We start from the raw sequence: 21109 nt of genomic DNA on the forward strand, positions 1-21109 counted from the left end.
GTGTGCTCTTTATCCGCCAAAACTGAAACGGCTAGAGCTTGAACTGCTCCAGCCGCTGCGGGCTTTGGCTTGATTGCCAAAGCCGCCACGCGAGATCGCGTGAGAGGCGCTTGAGTGATTGTGGGAGGCGCTTGAGTGATTAATGAGCGAACCATTTGTAAAATTGCGCAGCAACGTTGGACGTGAAGACGTCAGGCGATTGTTACAGGCCTCGTAAACCGGCCGGCTGAAAAACTTCGTGCTTTGTCCCCCGGCCAGCAGGCTAGCCAAAACAAGTTCCGTTTGTTTGTTAAAGGCCTCTAGAGTCCTCACTGCATTTATGCCTATAAGTGGCTGATGGATTTTGTTCCACTCGGACCGTGATAGAGACCCTGAGAGGGTCAGCTCAAATCCTTTCATCTGCGCATTGAGATTCTGCTGCTCGGGATCCAGGCAATCCCCTTGCCGGGTGTGGGGGTTGCTAGCGGTTTGATGGCTGGGCGGGAAAGTGTTCTGGCGATGTTCAGACAGTGCGTGGGTGTTGGCGAGTGAACAGACCTCCATCGGTATTGGCGACTCCGCGCATTCGCGCAAGCTAGAGAAGGTGCTTTTCACCAAAAGGTTGACCGAGGGAGTGGCGGCGGCAGGCTCAGGAGTATCCGCTTGGTGACACGCGCCAAGGGCTAGTGGCAATGTGCTGGTCAGCATAAGTTTTAATGAGCTACGAGGTCGCATCGGGTGTATTCCTGTTTCAGGCAGACGGGGTCATGCACGCAGCGTTCAAGAAACCGACGCTGACAGCGACCGATGCGGTGTAGATCGCTGCAGCGTATTCGCCATTGGCAATACGCATGGCGAGGTTTTTAACCACCAGGCTGGTCGCGATGAATACCATCAGCTGAACCACCGCCGCGATGAATACCCAGACAACGACGTCCATCACACTCACGCTATTGGCGATGATGTTGCCCGCCGGTAAAGCGAAGCCAATCAATGCGCCACCGAGCGCGATGGCAGCGGCCGGGTTATTGGCACGAATAAGCTTGAATTCCTGGTGGGGCGTCATTCGGGTGTAAACGAACTGGAACAGCGCAAAAAGCGAGGTTGCCACCAGGATGTACAGGACGAAATCGAAGACAGCCGTGGCGTTAAGCGACAGCCTGAGCGCGTCGAGCATTGATGTTTCCTTATTGGAAAATGGTGAGATCAGAGAGTTGAAGCGTCACACCGACCGCAGTCGTGAGTGACAGGTTTCCAGGCTCATCGGTTTCAAGCGACAAGAGCAGAAATTCGCGTCGGTTGGCCAGACGCAGGTTGCGGGCGTAAAGCATGCATTGATGGTGAATAGCGTATGACTGCTCTGCAGTGATGACATGTTCAGTCAGGGCCGTCATCTGGGTTTGTCCATCCTCAGTGCCCCACTGACGAACATATTCAACGTGTTCCAACTCGTAGTAGGGCATGCCAATTTTGGCCCCCGGCCCTGTCAACCGAGCTTGTTCTTGCAGGCTGCTGAGGGTTTTGACTTCGTGGTATCCGAACAGGATCAAGGACTCGATGTGGCTTGCGCGCGGCCCGTTCATGAGGCACTGAATAAAATAATGTTCATTGTCGAGGTGGCAGCGAACAAGTCGGCAACCTGACCCGATATCGAGTGTGCCGATGGCCAGGATCTGGCTGTCGTCAGGTACAACGATGTCGCTCTCGCCTGCAAGCTCAAGCCTCAAGGCCGCCTTGATGCTGGCGTGACTGCCCAGTGTCAAACCAAACGGCATGTGTGGTTCACGTGATCGGCTGACGTTCTTTGTGAAGGGCTTTGGCGTATTCCATCCCATGATGTGCTTGACCCAACCCATTGCCACTGTCCTGAATGTCGGAATTAACGCGAGGCCAACGCTCGAATTGATCGTGAGTGAGCGGGCATTCGGGGCAGGACTCTGCATGAGTTTTTTCTGGAGGTATGTCATCCAATTCTATTAATGTTCTGGGAAAACTCTCTTTGGGTGAAGGATTGAATACGCCTGCACGTTCATATCCTAAGCTTGCACGTGACCCCGAACAGCGGTCAGGAGTCAAAGCTTGCGCATCAACTCTCGAGGTTTACCGCATGAACGAACTACAAGATCTGATTGATAACAACGAGCGCTGGGCCGATGCGATCAAGCAGGAGGATCCTGAATTCTTCGCTAAGTTGGCCCGCCAGCAGACGCCGGAATACCTGTGGATTGGTTGTTCGGATGCTCGCGTACCGGCCAACGAGATCGTGGGCATGCTGCCTGGTGATCTGTTCGTGCACCGCAACGTGGCCAACGTCGTGCTGCACACCGACCTGAACTGCTTGTCGGTGATCCAGTACGCGGTCGACGTCTTGAAGGTCAAACACATCCTGGTCACCGGCCACTATGGCTGCGGCGGGGTGCGGGCTTCCATGCAGGACCAGCAACTGGGCCTGATTGACGGCTGGTTGCGTTCAATTCGCGACCTGTACTACGAAAACCGCGAAGTGCTGGCGCAACTGCCTACCGAAGAAGAGCGCGTTGACCGTCTGTGTGAGTTGAACGTGATTCAACAAGTGGCCAACGTTGGGCATACCACCATTGTGCAAAATGCCTGGCACCGCGGCCAGAAGCTGTCGGTTCACGGCTGCATCTACGGCATTAAAGATGGCCGCTGGAAAAGCCTCGACACCACCATCAGCGGTCTGGACCAATTGCCGCCGCAATACCGTTTGCGCCCGGTAAAACCGGTTTAACGCCAATCTCCCTCTGTAGGAGCGAGCTTATCCAGCGATCTTTTGGTTTGCCAAAAGGCTGCGAAATACGCTCGCTCCCGCTGGCTTACGGCATCACCGGCGCCACATACACTAACGTCGTACCCAGCGCCCACAGCAGAAACAACACCAACGGCGTGTGCACCAGCAACTGCACAAACGAAAACCCGATCAAATCTCGCGCCTTCAACCCCAGCACGCCCAGCAGCGGCAGCATGTAGAACGGGTTGATCAGGTTGGGCAACGCCTCGGCCGCGTTGTAGATCTGCACCGCCCAGCCCAAGTGGTATTTCAGATCATTGGCAACTTGCATCACGTAAGGGGCTTCAATAATCCACTTGCCACCACCCGACGGAATGAAAAAGCCCAAAATCGCCGAGTACACACCCATTAGCAATGCATAGGTGTCGTGAGACGCAATCTGTACGAAAAATGTCGAGATGTGATGCGCCAGGGTAACTCCGTCAGTGCCTTTGACCACCGTCATCAGCGCGGCAATCGAGCCATACAGGGGGAACTGGATCATCACCCCGGTGGTGGTTGGCACGGCGCTGGCCACGGCATTCAGAAAACTGCGCGGGCGCCAGTGCAGCAGGGCGCCGAGCATCAGGAACAAAAAGTTGTAGGTGTTGAGCCCCGAAATGGCGCTGATCGCAGGTTTGGTCGAGAACTCGTGATACAGCCATCCGGCAGCCAGCAGCACCAGCAAGATGGTCAGCAGCGGGCTGTATTCCAGCCATTCACCTGGCCGCGTACGTGGCGGCAGTTTTGGCGTGTTAAAACTCGGGTCAATCCCGCAGGCGGTCGCGTCACGCGCTGATTCAGGGCCGGGAGCCGTCGCATAAGCGACGATCAACGAAACCACCACCAACGCGGCGAGCAATACACCGGATTGCCACAGAAAGATGGTTTCAGTGAACGGGATCACCCCGGTAATCGCCAGAATCGAGGGGGGCAAACTGGCCGGGTTGGCCTGCAATTGCGCTGCCGATGACGACAAGCCCAGCGCCCACACCGCGCCCAGCCCCAAGTAGGCCGCCGCACCGGCTGCGCGGTAGTCCATGCGCAAGTGAGTACGCCGGGCGAGCGCGCGCACCAACAGACCGCCAAACACCAGTGACAGCCCCCAGTTGAGCAGTGACGCGACCATCGAAATCAGCGCCACCCAGCACACAGCCTGACGGCCGTTTTTGGGAACCTTTGCCAGCTTGTCGATCAGCTTTACGGCCGGAGGAGAACTGGCAACCACGTAGCCGCCAATCACGACAAAAGCCATTTGCATGGTGAACGGAATCAAGCTCCAAAACCCGTCGCCAAAGGCCATTGCGGCATCGGTGGGTTTGGCGCCCATGAACAGGGTGGCCAGTGCGACCGTGATCACCGCAACGGCGGCAAACACCCACGAGTCGGGAAACCAGCGTTCAGCGAAAGTGGAGCAGCGTAGGGCAAAGCGGGCATAACGGCTGGATTCAAGCTCAGCGGCCATGGGGGGAGTACCTCTATGTTCTTATGATTATGGCGTCGTCTACTTCAGTCACTTTTGCGCACAAAAAACTGAATACAGCGACTGAAAAGGCACAGTAAATCAATCTGCTGAATTTTCCGAAGGTTTATGCGCAACAGGCTCACAACACGACTTTTTTCCTGTTTATGACCGCTCGTCTGGCCGACTTTAGAAAATCACATGATTGCCGATGGCCCTATCGCGTTCTTCCTATCCCTTGGTATTCCCCATGTTTAACAAACGCTTGAAACAGGAGCTGTCAGCTCTTCGCGAAGAACTGTCCTCAATTCAGCAAATCAAGGACAGCTTAGCGAGCGAAATGCTCTGCATGAGCCTGGACCCGGATGGGCGTGTCGAGTCGGTCAACGACAACTTCACTCACGAAATGCACTACTCGGGCGGCCAGCTTCTGGGGCGGCATATTGAGGAGTTGGTGCCGACGCACTTAAAGCAAGACGAGCACCATCTGCGTTTTAAACATGCCATGACCCGTGGCGAGCATTACAGTGGCACCGTGCGTTTGCTGCGTGGCAATGGGCAGGAAGCCTGGCTGCGTTCAATCATGCAGCCAGTGCGCAACTCCCGCGGTCAGATTTTAAGCATCTCGATTTTTTCCAGCGACCTGACTCGCACCATCGAAGCCTCGCGTGACCACGAAAACCTGATGGACGCGCTGATGTGCTCAACCGCTGTCATCGAGTTCAACCTTAAAGGGGAAGTGCTCACTGCCAACGATCGTTTCCTGCGGGGCATGGGTTACTCGCTGGCGCAGATTCAAGGGCGGCATCACCGTATGTTCTGTACCGCGCAAGAGCAGAACAGCGCTGAATATGAAGCCTTCTGGAAGCGCTTGAACGCAGGCGAGTTTGTCGCTGATCGTTTTAAACGCATCGACAGCCACGGTCGTGAAGTCTGGCTTGAGGCGTCCTACAACCCTGTGCGCGACGCCAATGACAACCTGTATAAAGTGGTGAAATTCGCCACCGTCATCACCGAGCAAGTGCAGCAGGAGCAAGCCGTGTGCGAGGCAGCCGGGATCGCCTACAGCACCTCGTTGCAGACCGACAACAGCGCGCAACGCGGAACCATCGTAGTGACGCAAGCGGTCGATGTGATGCGTGAGTTGGCCAAGCACATGCAGCAAGCGGGCGATGGCATCGAAGCACTGAATGAGCAGTCGCAGGTCATTGGCAGCATCGTCAAAACCATCAGCGCGATTGCCGAGCAAACCAACTTGCTGGCGCTTAACGCCGCGATTGAAGCTGCCCGTGCGGGTGAGCAAGGGCGTGGCTTTGCTGTGGTGGCCGATGAGGTGCGCCAATTGGCTTCGCGCACCAGCAAGGCCACCGAAGAAATCATCTCGGTGGTGCGTAAAAACCAAGACATGGCAAGCCATGCCGTGGCGTTGATTGCAGACGGCAAACGGCAAGCTGAAGAGGGCCTGTCTCTGGCGGCAGAAGCCGGCACGGTGATTGTCGAAATTCAGGATGGCGCGCAAAAGGTGGTAGATATTGTGGGGCGTTTTGCTAATCAGCTATCAGCCTAAGACTTGATCCACATAGGGCGTGGGCCAACAAAGATAACCTTCGGTATCCGAAAAGTAGCTGGTGAAGAGTAAACTCTCGGCTTTCCCGAAGGAGTTTCTATGAGTCTTTACCAGCCTGGCATCCTCGCCACACCCGTGCCGCCGCAGGCGCGCTACATGTTTTTCGCCCTCAAGTCTGTAGAAGCACTGCCGGCTGCACTCGACACCTTGTCGCAGTGGGTAGACGGCAAAAGTGTTGTGGCAGGCTTGGGTTCGCCGCTGGTACTGGCCTTGGGCGCAAAAGTGCCGGGCCTGCGCGTGTTTCCGGCACTCAATGCGGTGGTTGAAAACCCGTCGACCCAACACGCACTGTGGCTGTGGTTGTGGGGGGATGATCGCGGCGAACTGTTGCATCGCAGCCAAGCGATTGAGACCGCGCTGGCGCCTGCGTTCAACCTGCGGCAAGTGACCGAAGGTTTCCTCTACAACACCGACCGCGACCTGACCGGCTATGAAGACGGTACCGAAAACCCGGTGGACGAAGCGGCGGTTGACGCGGCTATCGTTACCGACGCCGGGCCTGGCCTGGACGGCGGCGCTTTTGTTGCCGTGCAGCAGTGGCAACACGATCTCAATGGCTTTGCCGCCCGCCCGCAGGCTGAACAAGACAACATGATTGGCCGCCGCAAAAGCGACAACGAAGAACTCGACGACGCGCCGGAATCGGCTCACGTCAAACGCACCGCCCAAGAAAGCTTCTCGCCTGAAGCCTTTACCGTGCGTCGTTCCATGCCCTGGATTGAAAGCGGCAAATCGGGACTGATGTTTGTTTCCTTCAGCCGCACCCTGAATGCATTTGAAGTACAACTGCGGCGCATGAGCGGCATGGAAGACGGCATCGTTGACGCCCTCTACAGCTTTAGTCGCCCGTTGAACGGTGGCTACTACTGGTGCCCGCCGCTGAAAGACGGCTATCTGGATTTGAGCGCGCTTCGCCCGGCATAACGCCAAGCTAAGACGCCTGGAGCAAAACGCCTTTTTGCTCCAGTTCACACAACTGGCGACCTGCTGGTGATTTCAGGAATCGTCTGATTATTTTTTTCATGCTTAAGCATCAGGCTGGCAGCATGAAATCGACTCCCAAAGCCGCCCGAAAACTTCTCCACTTATTTGCCTATGGCTTGATCATCACAGTCTTGGCGGGCTCGTTCGTTTATTTGCGCTCCGTCTTTTATCAAGAAGTATCCCTTCGCCGTAGTGTTATGAACGAGGCGGTATTCAACGCTAAGGAGTTTTTTGTCAGCCGTCAGACCTTGCTCAAGAGTCTGGTGTTGGCTGCTGTGCCTGATAAAACCGGGCATGACTCATTTATCAGTGTTGCTCCGGAAGAGGAAATGAACATCAGTCTGGGCAGCGAGGCAGGCCACTGGAGCATTGGGTTGCACCTGCTCATTAGGCGCATGGATAGTCGGCTGATCACACCGGGTGAACAACACATACAAGCATTGATTGAAAGTGAGGCATTCAACCGCGCCGTATTGCAAGTTGCCCCGATTGCCTTGTGCGTAATTCGTCAGCGGCTACAGGTGCGAGTTTTTTAATCTGGGGAATTATCGACAGGCACAAAAAAGCCCGCACTAGGCGGGCTTTCTCGTTGGTTTCATTTCATCTTGCGATGTGGTGAAACCGGTGTTTGGTGGCTACACAGTCATTTGAACTTGGATTTAAAGTGATTGTATTTAAAGGGTTTTGTTTGGTATTTGTATTATTGGGATACATCAGGGGATACACAGAGCTCGCTGCTGGGCCATTTTTACCCGTTTTCGCTCTTTGATCGAGACACCTACAAAATGAGGGCGAATTAGGCTTTTCCATCGGATGAACGGCTCGTTCACCCTATGGAGATTCAACCGGGATTGGTTCGATTGTCTGATGCATCACTTTTTTTGGGGGGATCCGCTTGATGGATCGGATTTAGGTCATCAGGTATCTGAGGAATTACCAAGGGCGGACGGTCGCTCAGCAGCACCAGTATCAGAAGTACAAAGAATGCAATCACGGGGAATGATCCTAGCCACAATACGATGCGGCGTCGGTGCTGGTCTTCGTTCATCCTTGCTGGTCCTTGCAGCTCGATAGCTGCTAAATGAAAAAATTGTCATCACCGTAGTTTCTATCGTTGATGATTGCCAATCCATCACTTATCTAGCCGGACTCTGAATCAAGCTCCGGTCGGTCAGATTTACCGGCTACACAAAACTGTGCAGACGATGGTGCTCTAGGCTTAGAGTGCCTAGTTCTTTCAGGCTGCATTTTCCTTTGCTCGCTGTGCGCGCAACAGGTCTTTGGCTTTAGGCAGCCGAGCAGCAATAGCAATTGATCGAGGGCCCTTGTGGACTAAAGCTGCGCGCCCACCTCTAACCATTGGCTGAGACTTGTAATCACCGATAATCGCCTTCCAGCGTTCTATTACTCTGATTTCGCTGGTGTAGTCCTTTTTTTTTCGATTGAGTATGGCGACACGCTCAAAATAAAACGGGGCAGCACAAATCCGAGCACCCTTGACCTGGCTCCAGTAGTTCAATTCCTCTGCGTCGCAACAGAGGCGCATCACATCAATGTTATTTTTGCCGAATTCGGCTAACTCATATGTCGGTTTACCATCAAGTTGAGCCAATATCTCCATTTGGCGCATTAAATTTTCAGAGGTTAAATCCATGACGGTCCGCTCCTTCGTGCTGGTTGTCTAGCTCATAACTAGAGTCTAGCGCAAGGCACGATAGCTCTTAGCGGTTAGAGTAGGTATTGGCGGTCTTTCATGGAGTGTTTTCGCAAGCAGGCGTTCGGTCAGTAAAAGGCGCAATACCGTGTCAACCACAGTGGAAGGTAACCATAGCCAAGCTCGCGCCAGCACACATAGGAGGGTGCGAGCCAGAAGTGCGAACCTCGGTGCGTACTTTTGCTGCGTACCAGCGTGCGCACCGATGCCGTGCGTACCTGCTGGTGTCATCCGTCATCAGGCTTTCAAACATTCCAGACCGCGTGAAGAAACTACGAGATCGCTGTGCTGGAACCTGCCGTGGTGGTTTGCACGCATTTCAAAATGTGCCCAGTCACTGCGCGAAAAGGTGCACGAAGCCCCAGCCTGAAACAGCGCGTTTGCTGTTACCCCGTCTGTTACAGGGTGGAGTGTTACAGGGTTATGGGTGGTAACTGCGCTGGTAACAGTCGTTTGGTTACCGCTTTCGACTGGTTACTTTTAGTGGTTACCGCTGTGGTTACCATGACGGAAACCGATTCAATGTTAACTTTTGCTAGGCTCTCATGGGGTTACGATATGTCATGCGCTGGCTCTGTGCCCAGGCTTGCTCTTTTCGGCCCGGTAGACGGCCCGCCATGCAGACGACATCGGCCAGAGATATACAAGTCCCGACGTTTGCAAAGCGTTCCGGCTCGGGTCTTGGCGCCACAGGTCAGGCTGCGCAACTCATCGGGAAACGGCGTGCTCTTCGATGGCTGATACGGGTAGTCATGTTCAGCCCATTCAGTGTGTGTGGCTTCTGACTTTTCCCAATACTGCCGCCACAGCTTGCGCAGTTGGTCTAGGTGATTGGTCATACCCCCTCCAAAGTGTGGCGCTTTTACTGGGCCGAGGGCTTGCCCCGAGGTCACCCTCATCAGAAACCCACGGTTACGGGTGAAACCTTGGGCGGTAAACGATCCGTAAATCTGGTGGCAGCTTCGGGCCGAATGGCGCACCTGGCGTGAATGGGTCTGGTAGCTGGTACTCGGGGCATTCCTTGATGAACTGGATCATTGCGGCGTGGCAGGCGCGGAATAGTGGGCCACCAGCGCCCCAGTCATCGCCATAGCTGGTGCTGCTGTCCTCCAGGCGGGATATGAAGGCCACGCCGCGCAGGCTGGTGTCACCATCCGTGTGCGCCTGCTGTCGGTGTGTGGGGTTTACGCCCAGCAGCTCGCACATGCGCTCGAACCCCAAAGCATCGGCCAGCCCTTCACTGTCGAACATTAGCGACGTGCCAAATCCTATTAGTACGTTGCGTGCGCCTGCGCGGGCGTCTTCCCGGTGGACCAGCGCCTGCTGCTCCAGGTCTGCAATCGCTTGTCGGGTGAATGGCAGGAACGCTTTCAGCTTGCCCGCTTGGCGGCGCATGGCTCGCCGTTCGGCGTGGATAGAATCGAGCTGGTGAGCAATGGCGCGACAGATACGCCGGGTAGTGGTGAGCTGGGTGGTGGCGCTGGTGTCTGGCTTCAGTGCGATATTGCACAAGCGAATGATTAGGCGAGGTGTCATGGGTGCGCCTCCATAGGCGTGGTGTCGTAGGTGGTGCGCAGATTAGCGCCAGCTATGCAATGGCGTCCGATGGGCGCATAGCAGGCGAGGCACGCCATAACGTGGTTGGTGTATTGGTCACGGACGTGGCGCCACTCAGGCGTGGCACGGGCGGCATTGGTGTAGTTGCCATTAGGTGCGCTCATGCTCCGGCCACTCCACGACGAACTCTGGCGGGGTATCGCTCTCAGCGAACATGGTCACTACGAACGGAGTAGCGGCTTTCAGCAGGTCGAGGCGGTTGTAGCTGTCAGTGGTGGCGCCAGATGCCAGCAGCGCGTCCTCCACATTCGCCATCATCACCACGAGCAAGTCTGAAACTAGGTTGGGGGCAAAGTGACGGGGCGGCACTACCAGGCGCTTAGGGGTGGGCGCGTGGTTGTCCGACTGGTGCGATGTGTTTTCGGTGTGGGTCTTGGTCATGATTCAGTTCTCAATATGTAATTTGTCGAGGGGACAGAGGGGGCAGAGGGGACAACCGCCAACTGCGCGGGCTGTAGCTGTCCCCTAGGTGTTTTTCAGTGAGGGGACAGAGGGGACAAAACCATCCATGCGCTCCATTTGTCCCCTCTGTCCCCTTGGGGTTTTGGGGGTGGGGACAGCTACAGGCCGCGTATTTCCTGGCTGTCCCCGATGTCCCCTCTGTCCCCAGTGAAAAAATCAATGCGCAATCACGTTTCCGGCTCCAGCTTTGCCGGGTCGATGAAATACAGCTTTGGTCTTGTGCCGTCTGGCAGTCGCTTGGTTACCTGTGCCCGGCCTGCTTCGCGCTTGGTGATTGCCCCGGCTGAATCCAGCGCCAGCACCACGCGGCTCAGGTCGTAACCCTTGGCCGCTTCCTCTAGGCCGGGACGGTTGAACAGGAACAGGCGCCCACTCGGTGCGTCTTCCCAGTAGCCCGCTCGGTCCCTGGCTTCGCCGTGCGGATCGTCGGCACCTGAAAAGCGGGTATCGCCATGCCGGGCGATGAAGTCAGCGATGGCGCGCAATATCTGGCGGTCCTCGCTTGGGCCTTCACCACGGCCAGCGCGCCACACGTCGAACAGCTCCAGCATGGCCGCTTGTACGGTGCCAGGCTGAATGACCAGAACGCCGAACTTAATAGCCAACTCTCCCGCCAATGCGACCAGGGCAAAGCGTTCTGAGGCCCGGCTTTCTTGTCCGCTGGCGCTGGGGAACTTGGCACCCATAGAGGCCAGCCACTGAGGCAGCTTGTCCGCGTCACCAGACGCCAGCAGTTGGCGGATGAACTCAGGCCCGGCATGGCCGTAGTCCGTCACGCTGGCGCGCTGGATGGCGTCGGAAAATTCCCGCCCCCCGGCCATTCCGTGCAAGTTGTCCCAGGCGCCATAGGTGCGGCGCGCTGAAATATCCAGCAGGCGGATTTCTTGCCCGGCGCGGCTGCGTTTGCCGCCTTCGGCCATCAGTGCGGACAACCCAAGTTCGCCCGATGAAAACAGCATGACGCGCCAGCGCTTAGCAGCCCTTGCGGCGCCGTTTCGGCTAGCTCTGGCCTTGCCGGTGCCATTTGCCATGGCGTAGACCACGGCGCCAATCTCGCGGGGGTCTGCCTCCCCTATTTCGTCCAATGCCAACAAGGTGTCATTGCGCTGGCTGGCGATCCCTTCCAGGCCGTTGCCGGTGGCGCGCCATGTGCGCTTGAAGTCTTCACCGTGCCCCCATACCGATGCCCCGGCCAGAATGGCGGAACTCTTGCCGGTGCTGGAGTCACCGACGATATGAAACCCGCCACCTTGGCGTTGAACATGAAACAGCAGCGCACCGGCCAGTGAGGCGCAGACGCTCAGCGCCAACAGCGGGTTGCCTTCACAGCGCGCACCAATGTTCGCCTGCCACCCGGACAAGGTGCCGCCATGCCGATAGTCGTCACCGTTGGCGGCCTCGCTTTGAAAGATCGCGTCACCCGTGCCGATGTTCTGCCGGGGCATGATGAACAGCTCGGAGGTGTGCCAGCCGGTAGACGTGGCAGCGATAACCCGGCGTTTAGGGTGCTGGCTGGCGATGTATTGGCAAACCTGGCTGCGGCGCTTGTAATCAATGTCGAGGCCCATGCTTAACAGCACGGCCAGAATCGAATCAGGCTTACCGGCCAACAGTTCGTTGGGCATGGCCCAGGTCAGCCAGCGATTATCGGCGTTGCGAAAGCGCAACAGGCGACCATAGTCACCGTCTTGGCCTTCGTTGCGGGTTACAGCGTCAACATGTAAAGGCGCGCACAGCCATTCATCGAACGGCAGACGGTCGCCGGTTGCCTTGTCCTCCCTATTGCCGTGAAACCAGACGCCAGCCCGCAACTTGGAGCCGTCCAAGGTGATCGAATGGTCATAAACGCGATACTCCGGGCGGTCTACTGGAGCGGCTGCGGAGTCAGGCACCAGCGTGGTTATGGTTGCGGCTGTCATTGGCAAAGCTCCCGCCATTGGCGCAGGTCGTTGAAGTCGGAAAGGTTTGGCGGTGCGTCTGTGGGCCACTGCGGGAACACCAGCCCACAACCAAGCGCGGCGGCTGCTTTGATGGCGTAGCTGCGGCCCGGATTGCCCTCGGTCTGCTGGTCATCGTCACCGGCCACGATCAGCACTGCGTCGGGGTGCTGGCGCTGGAGTAGCTGGCCAGCCTCCAGCAGGTTCCCGGCATTCATTGCACAGGCCACGGGGGCGCTAGTTTCGGCGTGGATCGTCGCGCCGGTAGCCCAGCCTTCGCACAGGTACAACGGCCTGCCTGGCGTGATGGCACCCAGTGGCGAATAGGCGCCCTTGATCCGGCCCCCAAACAAGAAACGCTTGCCGCCGTCCGGCCCGATCCGTTGCAGGTTGACCAGCACGCCACCGGCATACAGTGGCACCAGCAGTTCGTCCCCACGTTGGCGCAGGCCGTGGGAGCAAACGTCCTTAGCGATTAAATAAGCGTGGGCAGGATCAGCACGGCGGGCGCCACTCCACCAGCGTTGAGCCTGTTCTGCCGCCGCAAAATTGCGTCGGCGCTGCTCGGCCTCTCGTTGCCGGCGGGCCTGCTCGATGCTCTGGCGTACCTGCTCGGCTTCACGGTGGTCGGCAGGTTCGCGGCTACACCAGGTGCTGGTGCCACCAGCCTTCCAGCTACCGAACGCACCTGATGCGATGCCGTCCAGATGCAGGACGTACCAGCCGTTGTGCGTGCCCGACTTGTCGCCGGGGACGTGGAAGCGGTGAATGGCGCCATCGGGCACGGGCAGCCAATCGAGCGTCCCATAGACCGACTGGAGCGCATCACGGAAAAGGATCGTGGCGTCTGTCAGAAGCGCCCGTTCAGCCTTCGGATGGGTGACATGAAGCATCTGGGCAATTTTCTTCGGGCAAGCCTTCGGCGTACCTGGCGTTTTGCAGGTTTGATTATCCATGGTGAGTTACACCTTTCGCTGAGCTGCGCGGACGTGGTACTTATCGTCAGGTACGGCAGATTCAAGAACGCGTGCTTTCGACATTTGGGCGTTGTAGCGCTTGAGGCGAACGCTCAGCGACGAGTCGGCATGAAGGGCGGCCATAGCCATAGCGCGGTGTGCGGCAGCCCTGCCGGTTGAGGTGGACGGATTGAGGATGAGTTTCATGGGTACAGCTCCTTTTGCTGGGGAGCCGCCACCTTCGTGACCAAACGACTGGAGGCGGGCTGTATGCGGGTTGGTCAACCGGGGCAAAAGGAACCCGGCAGGCGCGAACGCCTCCCACACACAGCCGCCATAACTCGAAACGACAGGCACAAAAAAGGCGCCTGAATTCTTATGGGGCGCTTGTGCGCCTTTTGCATTATCGAGTGACCAAACCCGAGTCGCTGAATTTGCAGCGACGGGCGAAATGTATCCCCGTACATTCGGGAGCGCAACACCTCGTTTCAGATTGGCGTTGGAAATTGCGGTACAGGTGAAGGTGGTCATAGGCGAACGCCCTCTAGTTCGCGCGGGAACTTCAGTTGCTCTCTCAAGTGGGCGACATGCTGTTGCATATCCAATCGGGGGCTCAGCCCCGACAAGGGTCAACATGACTTTGTTCATGCAGCGTCCCTCGCCTCAATTTTGGCTTGGAGCCATGATTGAACTTCGGCGACAACGTAATAAGCAGCAGCTTGGCGGGAGTCGCCAAATTTGATTGGTTTTGGGAAGGTAGGATCTTTCTTTTTCAGTTTGTCCAGACCGCTGCGGGATTGGCCTATCCAGTTGCATAGCGCAGGCTGAGGAATCAGTGCTTGGTTCGAGGATGTATTGGTGTGCATATGAGCATCTCCGTGTTGGTGATGCGCCTATTATTCACATGGAGGTTGAGTTAAAAACTCTTGGCCGAGTCGGCAAATGTATTTATCGACTCGACCAATACAAATTATTTCTTTCTGCTCGGTCCGCGCTTTTGGGCGTGAGGAAATTCGGCAGCAACCTCTCTTATCCAGCCTTTAAGCCCCAGCGTGGTCTCTGGTCGATGTTCACGTAGGTGTTTGTGCTCGGCCATCCACGCCCAGACAATATCCGTCATTTCGCTGGTTCTGATCTTTTCCTCTTTGTCTTCAGACCATTTCTTCCTCGCGTAGTCGCAGGCAAAGTATCTGGCGACTTGAGATCCAATTATCCTATCTTTGTTTGATCTTAGTAGGCTGGAGTATACTTTGGCCTGTGTGAGTTCCCGCTGGAGCGCTTTAAGCTTCAGCTGTCTGGGGAATTCTTCTTCCTGAGCGGACCGAGCAGAAACGCCTAGCATGAACATGGCCACAAGGGCTTTCCGGTATCCCTCATCAGACTTGTCCTCGCGGTACTCTCCATCAGCCGCCAGAAACCGATCAACTAGGGCCAAAAGCTCTGTGGCGTGACTCGTAGTGTCGTGGTTCGACATGAGATGCGGGGCAGCTTCGACAAGGTAATTGAGAATTGCCTTGGGGTTATCAAAGGTGAACGGGTTATCCAATCCTGGCGTCCAGCCATAGGCGCTGAACTTCTGTGTTTCGTCTTTCAATTCTGATTCTGGGGTGGCAGTTTCCGCGCCATTTCCATTTCCATTTCCATTTCCATTTCCATTTCCATTTTTCATGCTAGCTTCATCTTCGCTACGTTGCCTTTGGCCAAGGTGTCCTGATGGTCGGCGTACCATTGCATCATGGTCGTGCGCTGGGTCAGGTACTGGGCTTTGTTATATATCCCGGCTACGCCTTCCTTGACGTGTGATAGCTGCGCCTCGATATGGTTTTCGTCGAACCCGTTCTCGTTGAGGATTGTTGATGCGATATGGCGGAAACCGTGGCCGGTCTGGCGGCCTTCGTAGCCTAGGCGGCGCAGAGCCATTAAAAACACGGTGTTGCTGCGCGGCTTGGTGGTGTCGCTGCGGCCAGGGAACAGCAGCGGATAACCTCCAGTGAGATTGCGCAGGCTACGCAGCAACTCGATGGCTTGGCGGGGCAGGGGAACCAGGTGTTCGCGGCGACGTTTCATTCGTTCGGCGGGTATCGTCCATAGCGCTTTGTCGAGGTCGAACTCATCCCATCTGGCTTCTCGCAGTTCAGACGGACGACAGGCGAGCATGGAAAGCAGATGTAGGCCGATTCGAACGTCTATGGCGCTAGGGTAGGAGCGTATGGCGCGCAGCAGTGGCGGCAACTCATCCATCGGGACGTGGGCGTAATTCTCAGATGGCTTGGTCTGGAGAAACCTGTGAAGCCCTTCCAGCGGGTTGTGGGTGGCTCGGCCAGTGACGCGGGCTAGGTCGTAAATCTCTTGGCACCGGGCGCGCACTCGGCTGGTCTGCTCGATGATGCCTTTTTGCTCCATGCGGCGCAGAAACTCCATCCACTCCATTGGCAGTATCTCGGTGTAAATACGCTTGCCGAAGATAGGGAACACATGAAGCTCCAGCGCGCCGATGGTTCGGGTTGCCGTTCCATCCGTCCAGCTTTTGCGTTTGGCGGCGTACCACTCACGGGCTAGATGTTCGAAGGTGTTGTTGGTGACTTCAATCTCAGCGGCCTTCCTCGCCCGCTTGGTGGCGAGAGGGTTTCCACCTTTCGCGGCGTCCTCTCTCAGCACAGCGGCTTTCTGTCTTGCCTGTGCTCCTGATAACTGATGGTCGCCAGTGCCATAGCCTCCCAGTCCTAGCCATGACCATTTGCCGTCCGGCTTCTTGTAGCGCAGTTGCCACGATTTGCTACCGTCTGGGCGCACGCGTAGGTACAGGGCGTTTCCGTCCAGCTCCCTGTACTCCTTGGTCTCTGGTTCCAAGGTGGCGAGCACAGTATCGGCCAAAGGGCGGCGTTTTATCTCGCGGCGCTTCATTTTGCTTGTATCCCTCAGTTTCAATTATTTTTCAAGGTACATGAGGGGATACATGGAGGGCAATAGTGTGCGGGATCATTGGGGGGCATTCGGAAACAAGAAAGCCCGCACTAGGCGGGCTTCTTGTGTTGTTTTCGATCATGTCGGAACATGTGAAAACATCTATATGGTGGCTACACAGGGACTTGAACCCCGGACCCCAGCATTATGAATGCTATGCTCTAACCAACTGAGCTATGTAGCCAATGGCGCGCATTATTCCCTCGTGCGGGGGATGTGTCAAGCAAATATCTTAAAATTTTCTCTGTTCTATCAAACGCTTAAGGTTTTTCGGCCTTCTAATGGCAATATCTTGTCAAAAAGTGGCACATTGACGGACTTGCTCGTGCATTCATCTGTTGTCCGGAAACCCTTATGGCTCTTAGCAACGCTCAAATAAAAACAACGCCTGACACCCAACTTCCTGAATCCAGCCCGCTCGTTATGCGCATTATCGGCGCTGTGGCGCTGGCGCATTTGATCAATGACTTGATCCAGGCGGTGCTGCCGTCGATCTATCCGATGCTCAAGGCCAAATATGACCTGACCTTTACGCAGATCGGCCTGATCACCCTCACGTTTCAAATGACCGCCTCTTTGTTGCAGCCGTGGGTCGGTTATTACACGGACCGTCACCCCAATCCTTTGTTATTGCCAGCGGGCATGGTCTGTACGCTGATCGGGATTTTGATGCTGTCCCAGGTGGGCAGTTTTCCTTTGATTTTGCTGGCGGCGGCACTGGTCGGTGTCGGCTCGTCGACCTTTCACCCCGAAGCGTCTCGGGTGGCGAGGCTGGCGTCGGGCGGGCGTTATGGCTTGGCGCAGTCGACCTTTCAGGTGGGCGGTAACGCAGGTTCTGCGTTTGGACCGTTGCTGGCAGCCGCCATCATCATTCCTTTTGGTCAGGGCAACGTTGCCTGGTTCGGTTTGTTTGCGCTGTTTGCGGTCGGGCTGCTGTACGTGATCAGCCGCTGGTATCGCAACCACCTGAACCTGTTCAAGCTCAAAGCAGGGCAGAAGGCGACCCATGGTTTGTCCAAGCAGCGTGTCATCAGTGCGTTGGTGGTGCTCGGCTTGCTGGTGTTTTCCAAGTATTTCTACATGGCCAGCCTGACCAGTTACTACACGTTCTTCCTGATTGAGAAGTTCGACGTGTCGATCGCCAGCTCGCAGATGTATTTGTTCCTGTTCTTGGGTGCGGTGGCAGCGGGCACGTTCTTTGGCGGCCCGATTGGCGACCGTGTCGGCCGCAAGGCGGTGATCTGGTTCTCGATTCTGGGTGTGGCGCCGTTTACCTTGCTGCTGCCTTATGCCGACTTGTTCTGGACCAGCGTGCTCAGCGTGGTCATTGGTTTCATCCTGGCGTCGGCGTTCTCGGCCATTGTGGTGTACGCCCAAGAGCTGGTGCCGGGCAACGTGGGGATGATTGCCGGTATCTTCTTCGGCTTGATGTTCGGCTTCGGCGGGATTGGTGCGGCGTTGCTGGGGCACCTGGCTGACATTCACGGCATCGAATACGTGTACAAACTGTGTTCGTACCTGCCGCTGTTTGGCGTGTTGGCGATCTTTTTGCCGCGAACGAAAAAGGTCTGATCCCAATAACCTAAGGTCAATCAGTTAAGAGGAAGCTGTTTAAATACAGCCAAAACCTGTGGGAGCCTGGCTTGCCAGCGATGCGGCTTGCAATGAGACGGGAGCAGACCCTTGCGTAGTAGCTGTCGCAGGCTGCGATCTTTAGATGTTTAAAGTCAAAAGATCGCGAGGCAAGCTTGCTCCTACACGGGCCGCGTGGGGGCTGGTTTGTCGCTTTGGGTGGTAAAGCCAAACGTCACCAGGGCGCTTTCAACGGTAGCCAAGTGCTGCAGGCAGATTTGCCAGGGCGCCGAGACGGCATCGGCCAGTTGATTGTCGGAGACCGGGATCAGCATCGGCTTTTCGCCGTCGCTGGCAATCGCTGCGCAGCCGCAGGCAACGTTGGCCAGTCGCTCATACAGCGAGGCGGGCGGTGGGCCCTGTTCCTTGCGTAATGCATCCGCAAAGGCCTCAGAGAAGAGCAGGGCGCTGGCATACAGGCGCACAGCATGGCGTTCGTAACGACTGGCAATGTCTTTGACTTCTCGAGATACGAATCTGCCGCGCAGGGTCCAGCGCGCGGTATTGCGTGCGCTGCTGATACCGTTTTCCAAGGTAATAAGGCTGTCGTGAGCACGTGAAAAAATCAGCACGGCATTTTGCGCGTCTTTTGAATTGTTCTCTTCCAGCGCCTTAAGGCTTTTACCGAAGCCTTTGGCGAGCTTTTCCAGCAAGTCCTTGGCTGAGTTATCAATGATGCCGATCGGGTTTGGGGTCAGTAGGATCTGACTGAACATCAAGCCAACCCCGGCACCCATCACCACATCCAGCATGCGCACAACGCCCGCGTTTTCGGGACCGACCGCCAACATCAAGATGGCCGATACGCCTGCCTGAATTGCCACGACCGGGCCCAGGCCATACAGGGCAGCAATGGCAATGGCGGAGAACGAGGCAAAACCGATGCGCAGCAACGGGTAGGCATCGGGCAGCCAGAGCGCCGCTTCACCGATAATGATCCCGGTGGCGACACCGACCATCAACCCTACCGCCTGCTTGCCATGGCTGGGCAGGCCGGGTGCAAGGCAGACGACGGCACTGATGGCGGCAAACACCGGGTGCACGTGGCCTAAGAAATGCTTGGCCAGAATCCACGCCAGGGCAGCGGCGATCGCAGAGGCCAGGGCGTCGCGCCAGGCCGACGACCAGCGAAAGGATATGCGTTCGATCAATGGGGCAGTAAAGCGATTGAAGAACACCTTGGCGAGCATTGAGACTCCCGTCATTCAGTCTGAGGTTATGCGACTAACCATAGACCGTTTGCTCGCCCGATGGTTTGGCTTGCCGTTTTACAAGAGGGCGCGCGAGCTGAGCAGCAGCAGTGCAAAGCCCATGTCATCAAGGTTTGAATCAGGACGTTGAGCGTTGAAGGCTTTTAACTCTGACTCAAAAAAAGCGCCACGAATCTCGCCGTCACTTGCAATGAAGGCGGCGGCATCGTTTTGCGCTGATTTTTTGAAGTGGTAATTGAACGTTTCAGAGGTGGCGTTTGAAGCCGCGGGAATTGACGTTAAAAGGCCGATCCCTGTCAGCAATATTGAAGCGGCACTCACCTCGAATGGATTGTCTGATGCCAGACCGCACACAAAGGAGTTTTGACAGGTCTCGGCCTCGGCAGTGGCTATCGGTGTGATGGTTAACAAGGGGCCAAGGATAAGGGCGCCGATCATGGTGCGAGCGTTCATGGGGAGTCCGTTCAGGGGCGACTGGAGGTGCGGTGTAGAGTGCCGCGCAAGCCCCAAGGCGACAATGCGGGGTCGCGTCTTAAAGACCTTTCCGCGAAATCTAAAGATCGCTCCTACGCGTACTGGTGCTTGATCGCCCTGTCAAAAATCCTCGCCCAAAAAAAACCGCGCCTGAGCGCGGTTTTTTGTACGTGTGGTGTTTTACACGTTGAAGCGGAAGTGCAGGACGTCGCCGTCTTTAACGATGTATTCCTTGCCTTCCAAACGCCATTTGCCCGCTTCTTTCGCGCCCGCTTCACCCTTGTACTGGATGAAGTCGTCGTAGGCGATGACTTCGGCACGGATAAAGCCTTTTTCGAAGTCGGTGTGGATCACGCCAGCGGCTTGCGGAGCGGTCGCGCCTACTTTCACGGTCCAGGCGCGCACTTCTTGAACGCCAGCGGTGAAGTAGGTTTGCAGGTTGAGCATTTCGTAACCGGCGCGGATCACGCGGTTCAGGCCTGGCTCTTCCAGGCCCAGCGCTTCAAGGAACATGTCCTTTTCTTCGCCGTCTTCAAGCTCGGCAATCTCGGCTTCGATCTTGTTGCAGACCGGAACCACGATAGCGCCTTCTTCTTCGGCGATGGCCAGCACCACGTCAAGCAACGGGTTGTTCTCAAAGCCGTCTTCAGCCACGTTGGCGATGTACATCACCGGCTTGGTGGTCAGAAGGTGGAAGCCCTTGATGATTTGTTTCTCATCGGCGTCCATGTTCTTGATCAGGCTGCGTGCTGGCTTGCCCAGGGTGAAGTGAGCAATCAGTTGCTCCAGCAGGGCTTTTTGAGCGACGGCTTCTTTGTCACCGCCTTTGGCGTTGCGCGCGACTTTTTGCAGTTGCTTTTCGCAGCTGTCGAGGTCGGCGAAGATCAGCTCAAGGTCGATGATTTCGATGTCCCGCTTAGGGTCAACGCTGTTGGAAACGTGAATCACGTTTTCGTCTTCAAAGCAGCGGACAACGTGAGCGATGGCATCGGTCTCACGGATGTTGGCCAGGAACTTGTTGCCCAGGCCTTCGCCTTTCGACGCGCCGGCTACCAGGCCTGCGATGTCAACGAATTCCATCGTGGTTGGCAGGATGCGCTGGGGGTTAACGATGGCCGCCAGTGCTGCCAAACGCGGATCCGGCATCGGCACGATGCCGGTGTTCGGCTCGATCGTGCAGAAGGGGAAGTTCTCAGCCGCAATACCGGATTTGGTCAGGGCGTTGAACAGGGTGGACTTGCCGACGTTAGGCAGGCCGACGATGCCGCAGTTAAATCCCATGGTGTTTTCCCCGAGGAG

At 56.5% G+C, this 21109-nt stretch carries 23 protein-coding genes, 1 tRNA gene and 2 pseudogenes; 6 read left to right on the forward strand and 20 right to left on the reverse strand.

From position 1 onward, the window contains the following. Positions 1–9 precede the first annotated feature (9 nt). From ACIQYF_RS08510 to ACIQYF_RS08520, 3 genes are read right to left on the reverse strand one after another with little or no spacing between them, the layout of a single operon-like run. Positions 10–714 (reverse strand): hypothetical protein, encoded by a 705-nt coding sequence (locus ACIQYF_RS08510; protein ID WP_402859464.1) that lies wholly within the window; start codon positions 712–714, stop codon positions 10–12. Positions 715–730: 16 nt separating this feature from the next. Continuing rightward, on the reverse strand, positions 731–1156 hold the full coding sequence (locus ACIQYF_RS08515; RefSeq protein WP_402859467.1) for a DUF350 domain-containing protein: 426 nt from the start codon (positions 1154–1156) through the stop codon (positions 731–733). Positions 1157–1166: 10 nt separating this feature from the next. Then, the gene (locus tag ACIQYF_RS08520) at positions 1167–1835 is read right to left on the reverse strand and encodes a DUF2491 family protein (protein WP_402859470.1); all 669 of its coding nucleotides are present in this window, start codon (positions 1833–1835) and stop codon (positions 1167–1169) included. Positions 1836–2086: 251 nt separating this feature from the next. Here ACIQYF_RS08520 and can point away from each other — a divergent pair, with 251 nt between their 5' ends. Then, positions 2087–2731, forward strand: coding sequence for a carbonate dehydratase (gene can / locus ACIQYF_RS08525; protein WP_402859473.1), 645 nt, complete (start codon positions 2087–2089; stop codon positions 2729–2731). A gap of 85 nt (positions 2732–2816) precedes the next feature. Here the strand turns inward: can and ACIQYF_RS08530 are convergent, their stop codons facing one another. Beyond that, on the reverse strand, positions 2817–4235 hold the full coding sequence (locus tag ACIQYF_RS08530) for a short-chain fatty acid transporter (RefSeq protein WP_402859476.1): 1419 nt from the start codon (positions 4233–4235) through the stop codon (positions 2817–2819). A gap of 346 nt (positions 4236–4581) precedes the next feature. Between ACIQYF_RS08530 and ACIQYF_RS08535 the strand changes: the two are divergent. From ACIQYF_RS08535 to ACIQYF_RS08550, 4 genes and pseudogenes are all read left to right on the forward strand, one after another. Beyond that, positions 4582–5259 (forward strand): annotated as a pseudogene (locus ACIQYF_RS08535) (PAS domain-containing protein); the annotation flags it as partial. A gap of 108 nt (positions 5260–5367) precedes the next feature. Beyond that, a pseudogene (locus ACIQYF_RS08540) lies at positions 5368–5799 on the forward strand (methyl-accepting chemotaxis protein); the annotation flags it as partial. Between the two features lie 99 nt (positions 5800–5898). Beyond that, positions 5899–6783 (forward strand): Dyp-type peroxidase, encoded by an 885-nt coding sequence (locus ACIQYF_RS08545; protein WP_402859479.1) that lies wholly within the window; start codon positions 5899–5901, stop codon positions 6781–6783. A gap of 122 nt (positions 6784–6905) precedes the next feature. Then, positions 6906–7379, forward strand: a complete 474-nt coding sequence (locus ACIQYF_RS08550; RefSeq protein ID WP_402859482.1) for a hypothetical protein — start codon at positions 6906–6908, stop codon at positions 7377–7379. A gap of 305 nt (positions 7380–7684) precedes the next feature. Here the strand turns inward: ACIQYF_RS08550 and ACIQYF_RS08555 are convergent, their stop codons facing one another. The 13 genes from ACIQYF_RS08555 to ACIQYF_RS08615 all read right to left on the reverse strand — a co-directional run bounded on the left by ACIQYF_RS08555 (position 7685) and on the right by ACIQYF_RS08615 (position 16677). Further along, entirely contained in the window at positions 7685–7891 is a 207-nt protein-coding gene (locus tag ACIQYF_RS08555; protein WP_402859485.1) for a hypothetical protein, read from the reverse strand. 189 nt (positions 7892–8080) lie between these two features. After that, positions 8081–8497 (reverse strand): hypothetical protein, encoded by a 417-nt coding sequence (locus tag ACIQYF_RS08560; protein WP_402859488.1) that lies wholly within the window; start codon positions 8495–8497, stop codon positions 8081–8083. Positions 8498–9108: 611 nt separating this feature from the next. Beyond that, positions 9109–9396 carry an HGGxSTG domain-containing protein gene (locus ACIQYF_RS08565; protein ID WP_402859491.1) on the reverse strand — a complete coding sequence of 96 codons (288 nt, stop codon included), beginning with the start codon at positions 9394–9396 and terminating at the stop codon, positions 9109–9111. Positions 9397–9469: 73 nt separating this feature from the next. Next, positions 9470–10093 (reverse strand): hypothetical protein, encoded by a 624-nt coding sequence (locus ACIQYF_RS08570; protein ID WP_402859494.1) that lies wholly within the window; start codon positions 10091–10093, stop codon positions 9470–9472. Further along, a complete protein-coding gene (locus ACIQYF_RS08575) occupies positions 10090–10278 on the reverse strand; it encodes a hypothetical protein (protein WP_402859497.1) in 189 nt (62 codons plus the stop codon). Before ACIQYF_RS08575 ends, ACIQYF_RS08570 begins: the two co-directional genes overlap by 4 nt. Further along, on the reverse strand, positions 10265–10555 hold the full coding sequence (locus ACIQYF_RS08580; RefSeq protein WP_402859500.1) for a hypothetical protein: 291 nt from the start codon (positions 10553–10555) through the stop codon (positions 10265–10267). The genes ACIQYF_RS08575 and ACIQYF_RS08580 overlap by 14 nt, the downstream gene beginning before the upstream one ends. Before the next feature lie 248 nt (positions 10556–10803). Further along, positions 10804–12555, reverse strand: a complete 1752-nt coding sequence (locus ACIQYF_RS08585) for a DUF927 domain-containing protein (RefSeq protein WP_402859503.1) — start codon at positions 12553–12555, stop codon at positions 10804–10806. Beyond that, positions 12552–13466 (reverse strand): toprim domain-containing protein, encoded by a 915-nt coding sequence (locus tag ACIQYF_RS08590; protein ID WP_402860120.1) that lies wholly within the window; start codon positions 13464–13466, stop codon positions 12552–12554. The genes ACIQYF_RS08585 and ACIQYF_RS08590 overlap by 4 nt, the downstream gene beginning before the upstream one ends. A 69-nt stretch (positions 13467–13535) precedes the next feature. After that, on the reverse strand, positions 13536–13736 hold the full coding sequence (locus ACIQYF_RS08595) for a hypothetical protein (RefSeq protein WP_402859507.1): 201 nt from the start codon (positions 13734–13736) through the stop codon (positions 13536–13538). A gap of 437 nt (positions 13737–14173) precedes the next feature. Further along, the gene (locus ACIQYF_RS08600) at positions 14174–14395 is read right to left on the reverse strand and encodes a helix-turn-helix transcriptional regulator (protein ID WP_402859510.1); all 222 of its coding nucleotides are present in this window, start codon (positions 14393–14395) and stop codon (positions 14174–14176) included. A gap of 104 nt (positions 14396–14499) precedes the next feature. Continuing rightward, positions 14500–15198 (reverse strand): hypothetical protein, encoded by a 699-nt coding sequence (locus ACIQYF_RS08605; protein WP_402859513.1) that lies wholly within the window; start codon positions 15196–15198, stop codon positions 14500–14502. After that, the gene (locus ACIQYF_RS08610; protein WP_402859516.1) at positions 15195–16433 is read right to left on the reverse strand and encodes a tyrosine-type recombinase/integrase; all 1239 of its coding nucleotides are present in this window, start codon (positions 16431–16433) and stop codon (positions 15195–15197) included. The genes ACIQYF_RS08605 and ACIQYF_RS08610 overlap by 4 nt, the downstream gene beginning before the upstream one ends. A gap of 167 nt (positions 16434–16600) precedes the next feature. Beyond that, positions 16601–16677: transfer RNA gene (locus ACIQYF_RS08615), tRNA-Met, on the reverse strand. 170 nt (positions 16678–16847) lie between these two features. Between ACIQYF_RS08615 and ACIQYF_RS08620 the strand changes: the two genes are divergently transcribed. Beyond that, a complete protein-coding gene (locus ACIQYF_RS08620) occupies positions 16848–18065 on the forward strand; it encodes an MFS transporter (protein WP_402859519.1) in 1218 nt (405 codons plus the stop codon). A 182-nt stretch (positions 18066–18247) separates the two neighbouring features. Here ACIQYF_RS08620 and ACIQYF_RS08625 read toward each other — a convergent pair whose 3' ends face one another. The 3 genes from ACIQYF_RS08625 to ychF all read right to left on the reverse strand — a co-directional run bounded on the left by ACIQYF_RS08625 (position 18248) and on the right by ychF (position 21091). Continuing rightward, complete coding sequence (locus tag ACIQYF_RS08625; RefSeq protein WP_402859522.1) at positions 18248–19315, reverse strand: aromatic acid exporter family protein; 1068 nt, start codon at positions 19313–19315, stop codon at positions 18248–18250. A 78-nt stretch (positions 19316–19393) separates the two neighbouring features. Beyond that, on the reverse strand, positions 19394–19789 hold the full coding sequence (locus ACIQYF_RS08630; RefSeq protein ID WP_402859525.1) for a DUF2388 domain-containing protein: 396 nt from the start codon (positions 19787–19789) through the stop codon (positions 19394–19396). Between the two features lie 201 nt (positions 19790–19990). Then, the gene (gene ychF, locus ACIQYF_RS08635; protein ID WP_402859528.1) at positions 19991–21091 is read right to left on the reverse strand and encodes a redox-regulated ATPase YchF; all 1101 of its coding nucleotides are present in this window, start codon (positions 21089–21091) and stop codon (positions 19991–19993) included. Positions 21092–21109: the final 18 nt, after the last annotated feature.

This window comes from Pseudomonas sp. NPDC096917, assembly GCF_044762555.1.
In the GTDB taxonomy this organism is placed as follows: Bacteria; Pseudomonadota; Gammaproteobacteria; order Pseudomonadales; family Pseudomonadaceae; genus Aquipseudomonas.